Below are 17,605 nucleotides of genomic sequence, written 5' to 3' on the forward strand. Positions count from 1 at the left end.
TTTGATCCGGTGTCCTCTTGATCACCCATTGGCGGTTACTGAGCGAATGTCACGTGTACTTCTGATCGAGGACGACCGAGCCGTACGCGAAGGGGTCGGCCTCGGCCTGCGCCGGCAGGGGCACGACGTGTACGGGGCGCCGACCGGCGAGGAGGGGCTCGCCCAGCTCAGGGTCTTCCGGCCCGACATCGTCGTCCTCGACCTGATGCTGCCCGGACTGCCGGGACTTGAGGTGTGCGGGCGGATACGGGCCGTCGACCAGACGCTGCCGATCATCATGGCGACGGCGCGGGGCGACGAGGTGGACATCGTGGTCGGCCTGGAGGTCGGGGCGGACGACTACGTCGTGAAGCCGGTCACCGCGCGTGTGCTGGACGCGCGGATCAGGGCCGTCCTGCGCCGAGCGGGCGCCGGCCCCGCCGAGCTGCCGCGGATCGACGTGTTCGGGGACCTGTCCGTCGACCGGGCCGGGGTGACCGTCACGCTCGGCGGACTCCCGGTCGCGCTCGCGCCCTCCGAGATGCGGCTGCTGCTGACGCTCTCGGCGTCACCGGGACAGGTGTTCAGCCGCCAGCAGTTGCTGGAGGCGGTGTGGGAGCACGACTACCACGGGGACGCCCGGCTGGTCGACGCCTGTGTGAAGCGGCTGCGGACCAAGCTGGACGAGCCGCCGCGCGCCCCGCGCTTCATCCACACCGTCCGCGGGTTCGGATACCGCTTCACCGCCGACCGGTGAACCGCCCCTTCCGCGGCCTGCGTTCACGCCTGCTCGTCGCCTTCGTCCTCGTCGCCGCGATCGCCGCCGCCGCGACCGGCGCCCTCACCCTGCGCGAGGCCCGCACCGGCATCCTCCAGCAGAGCCAGGACGCGGTGATCCGCCAGCTCCGCACCCACGTCGGCCAGCAGGCGCCCGACCTCGTCTACCCGCCGTCCCAGGCCGACCTGCTGCGCCTCGCCACCGACATCGCGGCCAACGAGAGCAACTGGCGTGTCCTCGCCGAGTACCGGGACCTCAGCGCCGGGGACCGGCTCGACGAACTCACCCCGGAGATCCGGGAGTCCGTCGCTGCCAGCCGCGCGACCGTCTTCCAGCGGGTGCGCGCGGACGGCCGTACCTCCCTCGTCGTCGGCATGTCCGTCGTCTTCACCGACCAGGCCGGGACGGCCTCCGGCGTGCACGTCTTCCTCGTCGTCCCGCAGACCGTCGAGCAGGCGTACGTCGACGCGCTGGTCACCGGCGTCCAACGGGCCATGCTGGGCGCGCTGTTGCTCGCGGTGGCGCTCGCGCTGTTCGCGGCGCGCGGGGTGCTGGTGCCGGTGCGGGCGCTGCGGCAGGCGACCCGCAGGATCGCCGAGGGGCGGCTCGACACGCGGCTCGCGGTGAACGGGTCGGACGAACTCGCCGACCTGTCCCACACGTTCAACGAGACGGCCGCGGCCCTTGAGGCGTCGGTGGCGGAGCTGCGGGAACTGGAGGCGCGGGCACGCCGGTTCGCCGCGGACGTGTCGCACGAGCTGCGCACCCCGCTCGCCGCGATGTCCGCGGTGACCGACGTCCTCGACGAGGACGCGGCGGGGCTCGACCCGGACACGGCGACGGCCGTCCGGCTGATCAGCGGGGAGACCGTCAAACTCGCCTCCCTCGTCGACGACTTGATGGAGATCTCACGGTTCGACGCGGGCGCGGCCGAGCTGCACCGGGACGAGATCGACCTCGCCGAGTCGATCCGGCGCACGCTCGCCGCGCGCGGGTGGACGGACGCCGTGGAGGCTCGACTGCCTTACGCGGTGCGGGCGGACGTCGATCCCCGCCGCGTCGACGTGGTCGTCGCGAATCTCGTGGGGAACGCGCTGAAGCACGGGGCGCGGCCGGTGTCCGTGGTGCTCACGGCGAGCGGGCGGGAGGCGGTCGTGGAGGTGCGGGACAGCGGGGCCGGGATCGCGGCGGACGTGCTGCCCCGGGTCTTCGACCGGTTCTACAAGTCGGATTCGGCGCGTACGCGGTCCGAGGGGAGCGGGTTGGGGCTCGCGATCGCGGCGGAGAACGTCCGGGTCCACGGCGGGTCGATCCGGGCGGCGAACCAGCCGGGCGGTGGCGCCGTCTTCACCGTCGTCCTTCCCCTCGGTCTGGAGCAGTCTTGAGTGTCGCCCGCCGTGCCGTCCGACGTGCCGCCCGCCGTGTCCTGCCCGTGCTCGCCGTGCTCGGCGCGATGTCCTCGTGCGGGATTCCCGCGACCGGGGTGGTGGAGGCGGGCGGACCCGCGAGCGGGATCGCGCCGGTGACGGCCGTGTACTTCGTGCGGGACGGGGAGCTGGCGGCGGTGCTGCGGCCGGTCGAGGTGCCGGGGGACGCCTCCGCCGCGCTGGTGCTGCTGCTGGAGGGGCCACCGCCCGGGGACCGGATCACCACGGAGGTGAAGCCGCTGCTGGCCCGGCCGGCGTCACCGAGCGCGGAACCGTCGGCGTCCCTCGACCCGGGCACCGATCCCGGGGACTCCGCCACGCCGCCCTCCGACCGGTCGGTGTTCCCGTGGGCGTCGGACGCTCCGGTGGTGTCCGAGGACCGGGGCGAGCTGACCGTCCGGCTCCCGGACAGGATGCGCGAGCTGACCGACCTCGGGATCGGCCAGGTGGTCTGCACGGTCGCCGCCGCGCGCCGCGTCGCCGCGCCCGAGCTGTCGGTGGTGACGGTCGAACTCCTCGCGGGGGGCGAGCGGTTCGCACGGCGGTCGGACGGGCGGTGCCCCCGGGTCTGAAGGGCCCCGGCTCTGGAGGGGCCCGGCTCTGGAGGGGCCCGGCTCTGGAGGGGCCCGGCTCTGGAGGGGCCCGGCTCTGGAGGGGCCCGGCTTTGAAGGGCCCCGGTTCTGGGAGGCCGCCGATCAGTTCGACGTGCTCGGCGCCGAGGTGTCCAGCGCGAGGGTGACGGCCAGGGCGCCGAGGGCCGTGCCCATGACGTAGCGCTGGGTCCGCAGCCAGCCGGGGCGGCGGGCGAGGAAGCCGGAGACGGTGCCGGCGGCCAGGACGATCGTCAGGTTGACGGTGAGGGCCACGGCGATCTGGACGGAGCCGAGGACAAGGCCCTGGAGGAGGACGTGGCCGGCGTCCGGGTCGACGAACTGGGGGATCAGGGAGAGGTACATGATGGCGATCTTGGGGTTGAGGAGGTTCGTGACCAGGCCCATCGTGAACAGTCGGCGCGGGGTGTCCGGCGGGATCTCCTGCGGGGCGAAGACCGAGATTCCGCCCGGCTTGAGGGCGGTCCAGGCGAGGTACCCCAGGTAGGCGGCGCCGGCGAGTTTCACCGCGACGTACAGCTCGGGGACGGCGACGAAGACGACGGACAGGCCCAGGTTGGTGACGGTCAGGTAGACGAGGAATCCGACGGCGACGCCGCCGAGCGATATGACGCCGGCGCGGCGCCCTTGGGTGATGCTCCGGGAGACGAGGTAGAGCATGTTGGGGCCCGGGGTGAGGACCATGCCCAGGGCCACCAGGGCTACGCCGATCAGTCCGCCGGTCGCTACCACGTGTGTTCACCGTCTTCCGCTGGTTGTCGGGTGGCGCGCAGGGCGCCGTGGAGGCTGTGGCAGATGTCGTGCAGGAGGTGCCGGGTGCGCACGCCGAGGGTGAGGTCCAGGTCGGGGAGGCGAGGGTCTCCGCGGTCCCACTCGTCCGCGGTGAGCGTCGTCAGCCGGGCGGCGAGCGCGGTGGCGGCCCGCTCCAGTTCGTCGGCGACGTGCCGGGCGTCCTCGTCGCGGTAGCGGAGCGGAGTACTCACGCCGCTCGGTGCAATATCTCGCGAGGCGTCCAGCATTGCACCGAGCTGCTGATGGAAGAGGAGGCACATGTCCCGTACGTGGCAGCCGTGCTCCAGGGTCGACCAGGCGGGGGTGCCGGTGCCGGGGCGGGTGAGGTCGGCGGGTCCGGTGAGGACGCGCCGCCACTGCGCGGCGTAGTACAGGAGCAGCTCTGCGGCCGTATTCCGGTCGCACGTCACGGAGTTGAAGGAGCAGTGGCGGCAGACGGGGTGGGCGTCGGGCGGTGAGGCGTGGGCCATGACGTTCACTGCGGTGAGACCGCCTTCCTCGCGGATGCCGTCCCGTTGCGCCGGACGTGCTCGGATCGATCGCGAGTGTATGTCGGATCAATAGTCGGTTCAATAAGGTCTGTTGCGGGGCATTGGCCTTGGAGCAATCGAGCTGCTTGGATACGTGGTGCACGGGAGGAGGGGCTGTGGCGAACTATCGGACCGTCGCCGACGCGGTCGCCGAGGAGATCAGGGCCGGGCGGCTCAGGGCGGGGGACCGGCTGCCCACGCAGCGGGACTTCGCCCGGCAGCACGACATCGCCGCCTCCACCGCGACCCGGGTGTACCAGGAGCTGGCCCGCCGGGGGCTCACGGTGGGTGAGGTGGGGCGGGGTACGTTCGTGCGGGCCGGGGACAGGGCAGGGTCCGGGGTCGGGACCCGGTCCGGGTCCGGGGCGTCGATGACCGGTGCCGTCGAGCCGTCCGACGGCCGCGTCGATCTGGAGCTGAACTACCCGGTCGTACCCGAGCAGGACGAACTCCTCGCCGCCGGTCTCGCCCGGCTGCTGCGGCCCGACGCCCTCCCGGACGCGATGCGGCAGGCGGGGCCCTCGGGGACGCCGGCCGTGCGTGAGGCGGGCGCCGATCTGCTGGCGCGGGCCGGGTGGCGTCCCGATCCGGCGCGGCTGCTGTTCGCCGGGGGCGGCCGGCAGGCGATCTCCGCCGCCGTGACCGCGCTGGCGCCGCCGGGGTCCCGGCTCGGCGTCGAGGAGCTGACGTATCCCGTGCTGAAGGCGATCGCCGCGCGGCTCGGTGTCACCCTCGTCCCGCTGGCCATGGACGGGGCGGGTCTGGTCCCCGAGGCGGTCGCCGAGGCGCATCGGGCGGCGCCGTTGCACGCCGTCTACGTCCAGCCCGCTCTGCACAACCCCCTCGCGCTGGCGATGCCGGCGGCCCGCCTGGAGCGGCTGGCCGAGGTCATCACGGAGCTGGGGCTCCCCGTGATCGAGGACGGCGTGTGGTCGTTCCTGTGCGACGGGCCTCCCCTCGCGTCCCTCGTCCCGGACCGGACGGTGTTCATCGACAGCCTCTCCAAACGGCTCGCCCCCGGCCTCTCCGTCGGTCTGGTCGTCGCCCCCGAGTGGATCTCCAACTCCCTCTCGGTCGCGCTGCGTTCAGGTGGCTGGACCTCGATGGGGTTCGCCCTGGAGGCGATGCTCCGCTGGCAGACCGACGGCAGCGTCCCGCTCATCGTGGACACCAAACGCCGCCAGGCCCGCGACCGCCAGGCCCTCGCCCACCACCACCTGGGCGCCTTCACCACCTACGGCGACCCCCGCTCCTACTACCGCTGGTGGGAGCTCCCCCACCCCTGGCGCCCCGACACCTTCGTCGCCGCCGCCGCCCGCCACGGCATCGCCGTCACCCCCGCCGCGGCCTTCGCCGTCTCCCCCCACCACGTCCCCAACGCCATCCGCCTCGGCCTCGCCTCCCCTCCCACCACCACCCTCACCCGAGCCCTCACCACCCTCGCGAACCTGGCCCGCTCGGCCCCCGAGGACCTGGTGACGGACTGACCGCCGCGCAGCGGCCACGCAGGGCGAGGCGGACGGCTCCCCCACCGTTCCGCACCGACCGCGCCTACGGCGACGTCACCCGGCGTCTCGGTGCCGGCCGGGTGGACGAGTCCCTGGTCGATGCCTTCGACGTGGACGAGCTGGGGGGTGTGGCGGCGGCCTCGGACAGCGGCTGCTGTCGGCGCTCGTCGACACGGCTCCGGACGGACGGGCCTGGCTGCTGGCCTGGGCGCAGGCGCCGGACACCCTTGCGTTCGACCGCCGACCGGGCGGGGAAGAACCGGGCGCCGGGACGGACGTCGTGGTGTTTCTCTCGCCCGGCTCTACAGCCAGGCGAACGGGCGGGTGAGCCTCAGTGGACAGCCCCAGGCAGAGCGGCCGGCATCGCCCGCTCACCGATGGATCGGCACCCCCACCCTCGACAGCGGGCGGCAGCTCACCTCCCCCCGTGCAGCGATGAGTTCCGCCGCGATCGCCACCGCCGTCTCCTCGGGGGTGTTCGCGCCGATGTCGAGGCCGATCGGGGAGTGGAGGCGGTGGAGTTCGGCGGGGGTCAGGCCGGCTTCGGTGAGGAGGCGGAGCCGGTCGGTGTGGACGCGGCGGGAGCCGAGGGCGCCGATGTAGGCGGCGGGGCGGCGGAGGGCTTCGGTGAGGAGGGGGATGTCGAACTTGGGGTCGTGGGTGGTCACGCAGATCGCCGTGCGGTCGTCCGTGGGGGTGGTCGCGAGGTAGCGGTGGGGCCAGTCGACGACGAGTTCGTCGGCGGTGGGGAAGCGTTCGCGGGTGGTGAAGACCGCGCGGGCGTCGCAGACGGTGACGTGGTGGCCGAGGAAGGTGCCGAGGGCGGCGATCGAGGCGGCGTAGTCGGTGGAGCCGAAGACGAGGAGCCGGGCGGGCGGGGGCCAGGGTTCGATGAGGGCCTGGGTGGCGTGGCCCGCCGTCGGGTAGCTGTGGAGGGCGGTGCGGCCGGAACGCAGGCGGGTACGGGCGTCGGCGAGGAGCGCGGCGTCCAGTACCGGGTCCCCGGTCGTGCCGTACGGAGTCTCCGCCGTCCAGGCGACCGTGCCGCCCCTCAGCGGGCCGGAGACGATCCGGGCGAGAGCGACCGGGTTGCCGGTGCTGACGGCGTGGTGTGCCGCCGTCAGGGTCTCGGCGGTTCGGGTGGCCGGCAGGACGGGCTGGACGAAGACGTCGAGGGCCCCGCCGCAGGTCAGGCCGGCGGCGAAGGCGTCCTCGTCGGAGTAGCCGAAGCGGGCGAGTTCGGGCGTGCCGGTGGCCAGGGCCTCCTGGGCCAGTTCGTAGACCGCGCCCTCGACGCAGCCCCCGGAGACGCTGCCGACAACGGTGCCGTCGGCGTGGACGGCGAGAGCCGCGCCGGGTCGCCGGGGCGCGCTGCCGGTGACGGTGACGACGCTGGCCACGGCGTAGGCGTCACCGGCGGCGGCCCACTCCAGGAGGCGGGGTGCCAGTTCTCTCATGACGGCCGGCCGGCGGCCTTCTTGATCGCCTCGCGGATGCGGGGGTAGGTGCCGCAGCGGCAGACGTTCTCGATGCCGTCGATGTCGGCGTCGGTGGGCCGGGGCGTGCGGCGCAGGAGGGCGACGGCGGCCATGATCTGCCCGGGCTGGCAGAAGCCGCACTGGGCGACGTCGCAGTCCAGCCACGCCTGCTGGACGGGGTGCAGCCGGTCGCCGTCGGCGAGGCCCTCGATCGTGGTGACCCGGCGTCCGGAGCAGTCGGCGACGGGGACGACGCAGGGCTGGATCTCGGCGCCGTCGAGATGGCTGGTGCAGGCGCGGCAGACACCCACTCCGCAGCCGTACTTGGGGCCGGTGACGCCGAGGACGTCGCGCAGGACCCACAGCAGCGGCATGTCGGCGGGGGTGTCGACGCTCACCGGTTTCCCGTTGAGGACGAAGGAGTAGCGGGGCATCGGGGCCTCTCAGAAATCGATGGGGAAGCTGCGGGGCCGGGTGCCGGTCGCGCGGGCGTACGCGTTGGCGACCGCGCCGGCCGCCGCCGGCACCCCCAGCTCACCGGCTCCGCCGGGGCTGCGCAGGGAGGGCATGATGTGCGCCTCGAAGCGGAGGGGGCTGTGGCGCTGGCGGGCGTACCGGAAGTCGGCGAAGCTGCCCTCGCGGACCGCGCCCCTTTCGATGTGCAGGCCCGCCCGCAGGACGGTGGAGATCCCGTCGATCGCCGTACCCATCAACTGGGCTCGCAGACCGAGGGGGTTGACGGCCGTCCCGACGTCGGCGGCCATGACGACCCTCAGCACCCGGGGCGCGCCCCGGTCGGTGGCGTCGATCTCCACGAGACACGCGACGCAGGAGCCGTACTCCTCGTGCACGGCCACCCCCTGGGCCGTGCCGGGCGGCATCGGGCGGCCCCAGCGTCCCGCGTCTGCGACCTTGCCGAGGACGGCGACCGCCGTACGGCTGCGCAGGGTGGCGCGGCGGAACGCGACCGGGTCCTTGCCGAGCTTCGCGGCGATCTCGTCGACGACGATCTCCTCGGCGGTCCGTACGGTCCCGGAGGACACCGAACGCCAGGCGCCGACCGGCACCGACAGCCCGACCGTGCCCCAGTCCCCGGACACGGCACCGAAGTTGTACAGGCCCTGGTCACTCGGCGAAGGCTCAGCAGCCACCCCGACGGCCCCTTGCCCCTGGCCCTGCCGTAGCGCGACCCCCTCCCCTCCCCCGACCTCCGCCACCCCGTGCGCGAACGCCACCACCCGCCCTCCGGCGAGGCTCGCCCGCACCCGGTGCTGGCTCGCCGGCCGCATCCGTCCGTGCCGCAGGTCGTCCGCCCGGCTCCACATCAGCTTCACCGGCCGCCGGGCCGCCTTGGAGATCAGCGCGGCCTCGACGGCGGCCTCGTTGGTCAGCCGCCGCCCGAACGAGCCCCCGCCGCGCACGACATGGATACGCACGGCCGACGCCCGCACCCCGACCGCCGCCGCGATCGTCTCCCGCGCGTCCCCCGGCGTCTGTGTGGAGAACCACAGCTCGGCCCGGTCCGCCCGCACGTCCGCGATCGCGGTGAGCACCTCCATCGGCGCGTGGCTGACGAACGCGAACGCGAACTCTCCGCCGACCTGGACGGACCCCGTCGACGCGGGACGCAGCGCCGGCACGGCGGCTCGCAGTCGCCTGCGGATCGCGTCGTCGGACAGCGTCCCGAGCGGCCCGGGTGCCCAGGTGATCCGCAGCGCGTCCCGTGCCTGGAAGGCGTGGTGGAAGGTCTCGGCGACGACGGCGACCCCGCCGGCGGTCCGCACGACGGCGAGGACGCCCGGCAGGGCCCGCGCCGCCGAGTCGTCGACGGTGAGCGCCTTGCCGAGGATCGTCGGCGGCCGGGCCACGACCGTCGGTTTCGCCCCGGCCACCGTGAGGTCGCCGGTGTAGCGGGCCTTGCCGGTGACGAGGTCCCGGGCGTCGATGCGGGCGGCGGGGCGGCCGACGACGGTGTGCAGGCGGGCCGGTTTGGGGGTGGCGGGTACGTCGGGGGTGCGGATGCGGGCGGCGGCCTCGGTGAGGGCGCCGAAGGTGGCGCTCCGGCCGTCGGGGGCGGTCACCTTCGTGTCGTGGGTGCGCAGCGAACGCGCGGGGACGCGCCAGCGGCGGGCCGCCGCCGTGACGAGCCTGGCCCGTGCGAGGGCGGCGAGCTGTCGCGCCGGGTCGTACAGCGAGCGGACGGAGGCGGAGCCGCCGGTGTACTGGTTGGGAAAAGTGCTGCTGGCGTCGGCGAGGGGGATGACGACGTCCGTGAGGCGGGCGTCGAGTTCCTCGGCGATCAGCATGGCGACGGCGGTGGTGATGCCCTGCCCGACCTCGACCCTGGGCAGGCGCACCACCACCTGGTTGCCGGTGGTGACCTCCAGGACGAGTTTCTCCTCGGTGCCGCTCGCGACTACCCGGGAGGCGCCGGGAGCCGCGTCGGCGGTGCCGAGCGGTACGGCGAGGGTGAGGGTGGCCGCCGTCAGCGCCTGGATGACGGTCCTTCGTTCGGTGTCCACGGGAGCGCTCCTGGAGGTCGGCCGGTCAGTGGTCCTGGCCGTTGTGTCCCGACAGGTCGTCCGGGGTGAGCGGGCTCATCGCGGTGACGTCGCGGGGGACGAGCTGGAAGCCCTGCCAGTGGATCGGCATCGGGGTCTGGTCCTCGTCACGGGGTATGTGGTGAAAGCCGACGTTGACCCACATGACGGGGTGGGTGAGGTTCTCGCCGTTGACCCACTTGTCGACCGAGGTGCCGCGCGCGGTGGGGCAGGCCGGGTCGACGTTGCCGCTGGCCAGTTCCTCGCAGGCGCGGTACTGGGTGAAGTAGACGTCCTTGGAGGTGTACTTGTGGGCCTCGTAGGGGGCGGACGCCTCCTGTACGAGCTGCCAGGACCGGGCGTGTCCGTCGGTGTTCTTCCCGGAGTCGCTGACCACCCGCCACCAGCGTCGCGATGCCGTGTTGGCGGCGAGTTCCTTCGTGACGGCCTTCTTGGTGGTGGTGAGGACCGCGGAGCCCGACCCTCGGCCGGTGACCTTGGTGTCGAACTGCTCGACCTTGGCCTTCGGGGAGCCGTCGAGGCCGAAGTTCAGCCGCCAGAACACCGAGTGGTAGTGGTTCGTGGAGTGGTCGTGGTTCCCCTTGCCGATGGGCCAGCCGGTGCCGGCCCCGCTGTAGTCGCCGGGCGAGAGGTCGCCGGTGGCGCCGACCTTGCCGGTGACGGTGCCGTCGTCGGAGAAGTTCCACTGGGTGACGTACACGTACCAGCCGAGCTGGGAGACGGAGAAGACCACCAGGTCGTCGCCCTGTTGCGCGTACTTCTTGGTGTTGCCCTGCTCGTCCTGGAGGTCGCTGCGGTAGGCGTAGCCGTGCGGTCGCGTCATGACGCACAGCGCCTTGACGTCGGCGTTCTGGGCGGGGATGAACGCGGAGCCGATGGTGCCGCCGGGACACTCGTCGGGTCCGATGTCGACGGCGGTGTTGCCGAAGCCGATGTCGGAGACGTCGTTGTACTCGGTCTTCCCGGAGTCGTAGGGCACGTTGACCTGGGCGAGCGCGGCCGAGGAGAGCACCTTGAGGGGGGCGTTCTCCTTCTTCGGCTTGTAGGCGACGTTCTCCAGGACGAGGCCCTTGGTGCCACTCATCCGCCAGCACATCGTCCAGCCGGTGCCGTTCGGGAGGGTCCGTTCGATCGGGGTGGCTCCGCTGCCGCAGGCCGGGGCGGGCGGCTGGGGTGCGGCGGTGGCGGTGGTGCCGGGGAGGAGCGCGGGCAGGAGCAGTGCCGAGGCCGTGAGGACGGCGCGGCGCGCGGTGAGGGTGCGCATGGGGGGGTCTCCGCTGGGGGGTGTCTGGGGGTGTCAGGGCGTGTCAGGGGTGGATGCGGCCGACGGTGCCGGCGCTGAGGTCGATCACGAGGTTCGTCGTGTCGATCCAGGGCCCGCCCTTCACCTGCGTGAAGAGCCGTACGCAGCGGTGGGTGCCGCAGGCGGACAGGGAGGCGGGGCCGGCCTGTTCGGCGGTGTTGTAGGAGATCCCCTGGAGGAGGAGCTGGGCGGCGCCGGTGAGGTCCTTGCCCTTGGTGGCCGCCTTGAAGTCGGCGCGCAGTCCGGCGCCTTCGGGGCTCTTGACGAGGAGGTCGGCGGCGCGCGTCGTCTCCTGCGGAGAGGGCGGGGGCTGGACGCCGGTGGCGGTGTCGGTGCGTTCGACGGTGCCCGCGGTGAGGTTGACGGTCTGCATGACGAGCTTGTCGGCGCCGTAGTCGTAGAAGAGGACCTCGACGCGCCGCGCCTCGTCGCCGGCCGGTACGGCGGAGTCGGCGAGGTCGGTGTCGAGGTACTCGGGGCCGGGTTTGCCGGTGACGCCCCGGGCGCCGGCCAGGGGGGCGCGGCCGAGGGCGAGGGTTCTGGCGCGGTCGACCTCCGTCGCGGTCAACGGGCCGCGTCCGGTGCGCTGTTCGCCGGTCGGCGCGGGCTGCTCGGCGGTGTCCGCGCCGGGCGAGGCGGCGCCCGAGGGTGCGGCGTCCGGCGAGCTGGCGGCGCCCTTGTTCTCGGGGCGGTCGACTCCCGTGGCGTCCGACGGCAGGGTCACCGCCATCATGACCGCGGTGAACGCGGCGGCTATGCCCGCTCCCCACAGAGCGCGCCGCGCCCCGCGACGGGTGCCCGCTTTCTCCTGCTCCGTTTTCTGCTGCTCCGTCATGAAGACCTTTCTCACACGTTCCTGTGGTGCCGCCGCACACCGTAGGAACCACCGGCGGACGCCGACGATCGACGAAAGTCGTCGGACGCGGCGACTTTCGTCGCCGTCACGGCCCGGGGAGCGGCCCCTATCGTGTCCGGGTGAGCGCACTGACCCGGGTCCGTCGTGCCGTGGAGCGGAGATACACCGGGCCGAACCTGACGTCCTGGCTGCGAGCCGCCGGGGAACTCCTTCTGGCGGCCGGTCTCGCGGCGGTCCAGGCGACGATGGAGGCCGTGAACGCGTACGGCGACGAGGACCCGGTGAGTCCGCTCCTCGTCCCGGTCGTCGTGGTGTTCCTGCTGCGCCGCAGGCTGCCGGGGATCTCGCTGCTCGCGGCGGCGGCGCTGTGCGGGGCGTACGACGCGGTGACGCTGCTGCTGGTCGCGGCGAGCTGGTCGGCGGGCGAGCAGATCCGGGGCGCCGTGCGGGCGTCGGTGTTCTTCTCCCTGGCGTTCGCGCTGTACGCGACGCTGGACCTGTGGCTGTGGTGGGAGCAGCTCAACCCGGTGTCCGTGCTGTACGTCTGTCTGGTGTTCCTGCTGAGCGGCGCGCTTCCCGGGCTGGCGAACCGGTACTGGACGCAGCGGTTCGCGATGTACCAGACCGTCCAGGAGCACGAGGCCCAGTTACTGAGGGAGCGTCAGATGCTCGCGGACCAGGTGCGGTTGCGGGAGCGGCAGCGGATCGCGCAGGACCTGCACGACAGCCTGGGCCACCAACTGGCGCTGATCGCCCTGCACACGGGGGCGCTGGAGGTGGACCAGGAGCTGACGGGGCGCCAGCGGGAGGCCGTCGAGGTGCTGCGTACGGCGTCGACGGCGGCGATGCACGAGTTGCGGGCGGTGGTGACGATCCTCAGCGAGGAGTCGTCGCAGCGGGCGCAGGCCAAGGGGGTGGCGGGCATCGAGAGCCTGGTGGAGTCGGCGGGCGGCGAGGTCCGGCTCGAACGCTGCGGCGAGCGCCGCCCGTTGGCCCCGGCCGCCGACCACGCGGCGTACCGGGTCGCGCACGAGGGGCTGACGAACGCGTACAAGCACGCGCCGGGCGCGCCCATCACCGTCAGCCTGCGCTACGAGCCCGACTCGCTGGTGGTGGAGGTGTCGAACGGGCCGGTGCCGCGGCGGGCCGCGCGGCGGCGGGCAGTGGTGAGCGGACGTCAGGGGCTGACGAGCCTGCGGGAGCGGGCCCTGCTGGTGGGCGGCATGCTGTACGCGGGGCCCACGGACGACGACGGGTTCCGTATCGCGGGGATGTTCCCCTACGCCCCCGCCCGCCCCTGGACCCTCCTCGCCGGCGAGAAGGTCCCCGCACCCACGCAGGAGCACAGGTGATCCGTGTCCTCGTCGCCGACGACGAGCCGCTCATCCGGGCCGGGATCAGGGCGATCCTCGCCTCGGCCGAGGATGTCGAGGTCGTCGCGGAGGCGGTGGACGGCCGGGAGGCGGTCGAGCTGGCCCGCTGTCACCGTCCCGACGTCGCCCTTCTGGACATCCAGATGCCGCGCGTGGACGGTCTGACCGCCCTCGCCGAGCTGAGCCGGGTCGCGCCCGGGGTGCGGGCGCTGATCCTGACGACGTTCGGGCAGCGCGACAACGTCCTCCAGGCGCTGCGGCAGGGCGGCGCCGGTTTCCTCCTCAAGGACTCCGCGCCCGGCGAACTCATCGCCGCGGTCAGGGCGGCGGCCTCGGGCGCGGCGTTCCTCTCCCCCGAGGCGACCCGGCATGTCGCGGACTCCCTGGTGGACGGCGTCTCGACCCGGCGCTCCGAGGACGCCCGGCGCCGGATCGCTGAGCTCAGCGAGCGGGAGCGGGAGGTGCTGGCTCTCCTCGGGGAGGGCCTGTCGAACGCGGACACCGGGCGCCGTATCCACATGAGCGAGGCCACGGTGAAGACGTACGTGTCCCGGATACTCGCCAAGCTGGGGTGCGAGAACCGGGTGCAGGCGGCGTTGGTGGCGCGGGACGCGGGGGTTCACGGGACGGGCGAGCCCATGACGCGATGAGGGACCGCCGACCGCCGCACTCAGCGCGGCACCGGCCGCCCCGTGCTCCGTCGGGCGTGCACGAACGCCTCGAACAGCCGCCGCTGGGCCGGGTCTTCACGTGCGGTGTCCTCCGGATGCCACTGCACGCCCACGAACCACCCGCCCCCTGCGGCGCGTTCGACCCCTTCGACCGTGCCGTCGGCGGCGCGGGCGGTCACCGTCAGCCCCTCCCCCAGCCGGTCCACGTGCTGGTGGTGGTAGCAGGACGCCTCCGTCTTGTCGGCGCCGGTGATCCGCGCGAGCGCCGAGCCGGGGGTGAGGGAGACGGAGTGGACGACGTGCCGGTGGCCGGCGGTGTCCTGGTGGAGTGTCCCGCCGAGGACGGTGTTGACGACCTGGAGTCCCCGGCAGACGGCGAGCAGCGGCAGCCCGGTGTCCAGGGCGTGGCGGGCGAGGGCGAGGTCGAAGGCGTCCTGTTCGTCGTCGACGTCGTAGACGGTGTCGTGGGCCTCGGGGGCGCCGTAGCGGTGGGGGGCGAGGTCGCCGCCGCCGGGGAGGAGGAGTCCGTCGAACCGGGCGAGCCGGGCGGCGATCTCGGCGGGGTCGGCGGTGCCGTCCGGGGCGTGCGGGTGGAGGGTCGCGGGTTCGCCGCCCGCCCGCCAGACGGCCTCGATCAGGGCGCGGGCGTTGACCTCGGCCGCGTATCTGAGGGCGGAGGTGGTGGCGGCGAAGCGGGCGGGGACCGCGATGAGGGGGCGGAGGGTCACAGCTGTATCCACGTCGTCTTGAGCTCGGTGTACTTCTCCAGGGCGTGGGCGGACTTGTCGCGGCCGTTGCCGGACTGCTTCATGCCGCCGAAGGGGACAGTGAGGTCGCCCTCCTCGTAGCAGTTGACCCAGACCGTGCCGGCCTTGAGGGCGCGGGAGACGCGGTGGGCGGTGGAGAGGTCGGAGGTCCACAGGCCGGCGGCGAGGCCGTACTCGGTGTCGTTGGCGAGGGCGACGGCCTCGTCGAGGTCGTCGAAGGGGAGGACGGCGAGGACGGGGCCGAAGACCTCCTCGCGGGCGAGCCTGCTGTCGGGGGCGACCTGGTCGAAGACGGTGGGTTCGAGGTAGCTGCCGCCGGTGTCGGCGAGGGTACGGGAGCCGCCGGTGCGCAGGCGGGCGCCGTCGTCGTGGGCGGCGCCGATGTGGCCGAGGACCCGGTCGAGGTGGGATGCGCCGACGAGGGCGCCCATCTCGGTCGCGGGGTCGAGGGGGTCCCCGACCCGCAGCTCGCGGGCACGTCGCACGACGGCCTCGGTGACCTGCTCGGCGACGGAGGTGTGGACGAGGAGGCGGGAGGGGGCGGTGCACATCTCGCCCTGGTTGAAGAAGATGCCCCAGGCGGCGGTGGCGGCGGCCCGGTCGAGGTCGGGGGCGTCCGGGAGGACGATGTTGGGGGACTTGCCGCCGAGTTCGAGCCAGACGCGTTTGAGGTTGGAGTCGGCGGCGTAGCGCAGGAAGTGCCGGCCGACGGCGGTGGAGCCGGTGAAGGCGAGGACGTCGACGTCGGGGTGGAGGCCGAGGGCGCGGCCCGCGACGGGTCCCTCGCCGTTGACGACGTTGAGGACGCCCGGGGGCAGTCCGGCCTCCAGGGCGAGGCGGCCGAGGAGGAGTGCGGACAGGGGGGAGTTCTCGGAGGGTTTGAGGACGACCGTGCAGCCGGCGGCGAGGGCGGGGGCGATCTTCCAGCCGGCCAGGGTGAGGGGGAAGTTCCAGGGGACGACGGCGCCGACGACTCCGGCGGGTTCGCGGGTGACGAGGGCGAGGGCGTCGGGCGCGGTGTGCGGGGACTCGTCGGTGAGTTTGCCGGCGAGTTCGCCGTACCAGCGGAACGTGTTGATGACGGCGCGGAGTTCGATGCCGTGGGCGTCGGCGATCGGTTTGCCCATCTCCAGGGTGACGGCGAGCGCGAGGTCGTCGCGGTGGGTGTCGAGGAGGCCGGCGAGGCGGATCAGGGCGCGGCCCCGGTCGGCGGGGGCGAGGCGGGGCCAGGGGCCGTGGTCGAAGGCGCGGCGGGCGGCGGCCACGGCGGCGTCGACCTCGGCGGGTCCGGCGTCGGCGGCCTCGGTGAGGACACGGCCGTCGCGGGGTGAGACGACGGGGAACGTGGCGCCGTGGCCGGGTTCCTCGGCGCCGTCGATCAGGTGGTGGCGGGGCGGGACGAAGGTCTTGGCCCGGTGGAGCCAGTCGTCGTGGGTGAGCGTCATGTGGTCCTCCGGACCGGGGAGTCGGCGGCCGTGCGGCGGCGGAGCCGTTCGTTGAGGACACCCAGCGCCAGCACGACCGGCACCGAGGCGACGAGCCAGCCCGCCGTGGCCGCGTCGCCGCCGATCAGCGTCGTGAAGTTGGCGAGGATCAGCCAGACGGCGCCCACGAGGCCGATCGCGCCGAGGACGGGGGCGAGCACGGTGTTCCAGAGCCGGGTGTCGACGCGCCGGCGCCGGAAGTAGACGACGACGGAGACGGAGGTGAGGAGGTAGAGCAGCATCATCGCGAGGACGGCGAGTCCGCTGAACCAGGAGAAGAGGGTGAGGACGGGGTCCTTGCCGGCCAGGGCGAAGGGGACGACGAGGAGGACGGCGGCGGCGGTCTGCGCGCAGCCGGCGGTCCAGGGGGCGCGGCGGGTGTTGAGGCGGCAGAGCGCGGCGGGGAGCTGTCCGTCGCGGCCGAGGGAGAACAGGTAGCGGTTCGCGGAGTTGTGGAAGGTGAGGATGCCCGCGAACAGGGAGGTGGCGAGGAGGACGGGGAGGACGTCGTTCACCCAGCCGCCGAACAGGTCGGCCATGGGGGCGAAGACGAAGGCGGCCGAGTCGCCGCTCTCCAGCGCCTTGCCGGCCGCCTCGGGGGCTTTGGAGGCGCCGTAGGCCGAGATCAGCATCCAGGAGGTGAGGGCGAAGAAGGCGGTCACGACGACGACCGACAGGTAGGTGGCTCTGGGGACCGTCTTCTTCGGCTCGCGCGCCTCCTCGCCGTAGATCGCCGTGGCCTCGAAGCCGAACATGGACGCGACGGCGAACATCACGGCGACCCCGGGCGCCCCCTCCAGCGCCGCCGACGCGGAGAAGCTGTCGGCGACGCCGAGCCCCTCGGGTCCGCCGCCCTTGGCGAGGGTGACCAGGCCGAACACGAGCAGGACGCTGAACTCGGCGAGCACGAACACCGCGAGGACGCGGGCGCCCATCTCGATGCCGGCCGCGCCGAGGACCTGGACGACGGCCATGGTGGCCAGGGTGTACACCCACCAGGGCAGGTCGACGCCGGTGTGCCCGGAGACCAGCCCGGCGACGATCGCGCCGTACAGGCCGTACATCGCCGCCTGGATCACGCAGTACGCGAAGAGCGCGACGCTCGCGCTGCCCGCGCCGGCGGTGCGGCCGAGGCCGGCGCCGATGTAGGTGTAGAAGGCGCCGGCGTCCACGACGTGCCGGCCCATGGCGACGAAGCCGACGGAGAACAGCAGGATGACGGCCCCGGCGAGGACGTAGGCGGCCGGGGTTCCGGAGCCGTTGCCGAGGGCGATCGAGATGGGTGCGGCTCCGGCGATGCCCGTCAGGGGGGCCTGTCCGGAGAGCACGAAGAAGAGGATGCCCAGCACGCCGAGGGCGTTGGGTTTGAGTGTGGTTGCGGTGGGTGCGTCCTGCGCGGTCCGCTGGGCGGAGGCCGTCTGACTGTCCACTCGGATCACCTGCCAGAGAAAGGGGGAATTCGTTTCAGGCCAAACGAGTTGCCTCAT

General features: G+C 73.4%; 16 protein-coding genes. 6 read left to right on the top strand and 10 right to left on the bottom strand.

Going from position 1 to position 17,605, the window contains the following annotated elements; translation table 11 throughout:
• Window positions 1-46 precede the first annotated feature (46 nt).
• The 3 genes from ABZX85_RS30440 to ABZX85_RS30450 are packed head-to-tail and all read left to right on the top strand — an operon-like array spanning window position 47 to window position 2,756.
• A complete protein-coding gene (locus ABZX85_RS30440) occupies window positions 47-736 on the top strand; it encodes a response regulator transcription factor (RefSeq protein WP_355875392.1) in 690 nt (229 codons plus the stop codon).
• Entirely contained in the window at window positions 733-2,142 is a 1,410-nt protein-coding gene (locus ABZX85_RS30445) for a HAMP domain-containing sensor histidine kinase (RefSeq protein WP_355875394.1), read from the top strand. The genes ABZX85_RS30440 and ABZX85_RS30445 overlap by 4 nt, the downstream gene beginning before the upstream one ends.
• A complete protein-coding gene (locus ABZX85_RS30450) occupies window positions 2,139-2,756 on the top strand; it encodes a hypothetical protein (RefSeq protein WP_355875397.1) in 618 nt (205 codons plus the stop codon). The genes ABZX85_RS30445 and ABZX85_RS30450 overlap by 4 nt, the downstream gene beginning before the upstream one ends.
• Window positions 2,757-2,879: 123 nt before the next feature.
• Here ABZX85_RS30450 and ABZX85_RS30455 read toward each other — a convergent pair whose 3' ends face one another.
• Complete coding sequence (locus ABZX85_RS30455; protein WP_355875400.1) at window positions 2,880-3,527, bottom strand: LysE family translocator; 648 nt, start codon at window positions 3,525-3,527, stop codon at window positions 2,880-2,882.
• Complete coding sequence (locus tag ABZX85_RS30460; RefSeq protein ID WP_355875403.1) at window positions 3,521-4,057, bottom strand: hypothetical protein; 537 nt, start codon at window positions 4,055-4,057, stop codon at window positions 3,521-3,523. The genes ABZX85_RS30455 and ABZX85_RS30460 overlap by 7 nt, the downstream gene beginning before the upstream one ends.
• 176 nt (window positions 4,058-4,233) lie before the next feature.
• Here ABZX85_RS30460 and ABZX85_RS30465 point away from each other — a divergent pair, with 176 nt between their 5' ends.
• Window positions 4,234-5,604 carry a PLP-dependent aminotransferase family protein gene (locus tag ABZX85_RS30465; RefSeq protein WP_355875406.1) on the top strand — a complete coding sequence of 457 codons (1,371 nt, stop codon included), beginning with the start codon at window positions 4,234-4,236 and terminating at the stop codon, window positions 5,602-5,604.
• Between the two features lie 392 nt (window positions 5,605-5,996).
• On the opposite strand, the gene ABZX85_RS30470 is transcribed toward ABZX85_RS30465, so the two are convergent.
• From ABZX85_RS30470 to ABZX85_RS30490, 5 genes are read right to left on the bottom strand one after another with little or no spacing between them, the layout of a single operon-like run.
• Window positions 5,997-7,082, bottom strand: coding sequence for an XdhC/CoxI family protein (locus tag ABZX85_RS30470; protein ID WP_355875409.1), 1,086 nt, complete (start codon window positions 7,080-7,082; stop codon window positions 5,997-5,999).
• Window positions 7,079-7,537 (bottom strand): (2Fe-2S)-binding protein, encoded by a 459-nt coding sequence (locus ABZX85_RS30475; protein WP_355875411.1) that lies wholly within the window; start codon window positions 7,535-7,537, stop codon window positions 7,079-7,081. Before ABZX85_RS30475 ends, ABZX85_RS30470 begins: the two co-directional genes overlap by 4 nt.
• 9 nt (window positions 7,538-7,546) lie before the next feature.
• Window positions 7,547-9,625: a molybdopterin cofactor-binding domain-containing protein gene (locus ABZX85_RS30480; protein WP_355875414.1), complete on the bottom strand. Its 2,079-nt coding sequence runs from the start codon at window positions 9,623-9,625 to the stop codon at window positions 7,547-7,549.
• Window positions 9,626-9,650: 25 nt separating this feature from the next.
• Window positions 9,651-10,928: a copper amine oxidase gene (locus ABZX85_RS30485; protein WP_355875416.1), complete on the bottom strand. Its 1,278-nt coding sequence runs from the start codon at window positions 10,926-10,928 to the stop codon at window positions 9,651-9,653.
• Between the two features lie 43 nt (window positions 10,929-10,971).
• Window positions 10,972-11,802 carry a Tat pathway signal sequence domain protein gene (locus ABZX85_RS30490; protein WP_355875419.1) on the bottom strand — a complete coding sequence of 277 codons (831 nt, stop codon included), beginning with the start codon at window positions 11,800-11,802 and terminating at the stop codon, window positions 10,972-10,974.
• Between the two features lie 140 nt (window positions 11,803-11,942).
• Here ABZX85_RS30490 and ABZX85_RS30495 point away from each other — a divergent pair, with 140 nt between their 5' ends.
• Together ABZX85_RS30495 and ABZX85_RS30500 are read left to right on the top strand one after the other, a co-directional pair.
• A complete protein-coding gene (locus ABZX85_RS30495; protein ID WP_355875422.1) occupies window positions 11,943-13,175 on the top strand; it encodes a histidine kinase in 1,233 nt (410 codons plus the stop codon).
• The gene (locus tag ABZX85_RS30500; RefSeq protein WP_355875425.1) at window positions 13,172-13,846 is read left to right on the top strand and encodes a response regulator transcription factor; all 675 of its coding nucleotides are present in this window, start codon (window positions 13,172-13,174) and stop codon (window positions 13,844-13,846) included. Before ABZX85_RS30495 ends, ABZX85_RS30500 begins: the two co-directional genes overlap by 4 nt.
• 20 nt (window positions 13,847-13,866) lie before the next feature.
• Here the strand turns inward: ABZX85_RS30500 and ABZX85_RS30505 are convergent, their stop codons facing one another.
• The 3 genes from ABZX85_RS30505 to ABZX85_RS30515 are packed head-to-tail and all read right to left on the bottom strand — an operon-like array spanning window position 13,867 to window position 17,548.
• Complete coding sequence (locus ABZX85_RS30505; RefSeq protein WP_355875428.1) at window positions 13,867-14,595, bottom strand: gamma-glutamyl-gamma-aminobutyrate hydrolase family protein; 729 nt, start codon at window positions 14,593-14,595, stop codon at window positions 13,867-13,869.
• Window positions 14,592-16,079 (bottom strand): aldehyde dehydrogenase, encoded by a 1,488-nt coding sequence (locus ABZX85_RS30510; RefSeq protein ID WP_355875431.1) that lies wholly within the window; start codon window positions 16,077-16,079, stop codon window positions 14,592-14,594. The genes ABZX85_RS30505 and ABZX85_RS30510 overlap by 4 nt, the downstream gene beginning before the upstream one ends.
• Window positions 16,076-17,548: an APC family permease gene (locus ABZX85_RS30515; protein ID WP_355875434.1), complete on the bottom strand. Its 1,473-nt coding sequence runs from the start codon at window positions 17,546-17,548 to the stop codon at window positions 16,076-16,078. The genes ABZX85_RS30510 and ABZX85_RS30515 overlap by 4 nt, the downstream gene beginning before the upstream one ends.
• Between the last annotated feature and the right edge of the window lie 57 nt (window positions 17,549-17,605).

The sequence above is a fragment of the Streptomyces sp. NPDC004539 genome (genome assembly GCF_040610055.1).
Lineage (GTDB): Bacteria > Actinomycetota > Actinomycetes > Streptomycetales > Streptomycetaceae > Streptomyces.

Coding starts and splice junctions, on each gene's coding strand:
- ABZX85_RS30440 (WP_355875392.1), top strand. CDS start 47: ATGTCACGTGTACTTCTGATCGAGGACGACCGAGCCGTACGCGAAGGG.
- ABZX85_RS30460 (WP_355875403.1), bottom strand. CDS start 4,057: ATGGCCCACGCCTCACCGCCCGACGCCCACCCCGTCTGCCGCCACTGC.
- ABZX85_RS30470 (WP_355875409.1), bottom strand. CDS start 7,082: ATGAGAGAACTGGCACCCCGCCTCCTGGAGTGGGCCGCCGCCGGTGAC.
- ABZX85_RS30475 (WP_355875411.1), bottom strand. CDS start 7,537: ATGCCCCGCTACTCCTTCGTCCTCAACGGGAAACCGGTGAGCGTCGAC.
- ABZX85_RS30485 (WP_355875416.1), bottom strand. CDS start 10,928: ATGCGCACCCTCACCGCGCGCCGCGCCGTCCTCACGGCCTCGGCACTG.
- ABZX85_RS30490 (WP_355875419.1), bottom strand. CDS start 11,802: ATGACGGAGCAGCAGAAAACGGAGCAGGAGAAAGCGGGCACCCGTCGC.
- ABZX85_RS30510 (WP_355875431.1), bottom strand. CDS start 16,079: ATGACGCTCACCCACGACGACTGGCTCCACCGGGCCAAGACCTTCGTC.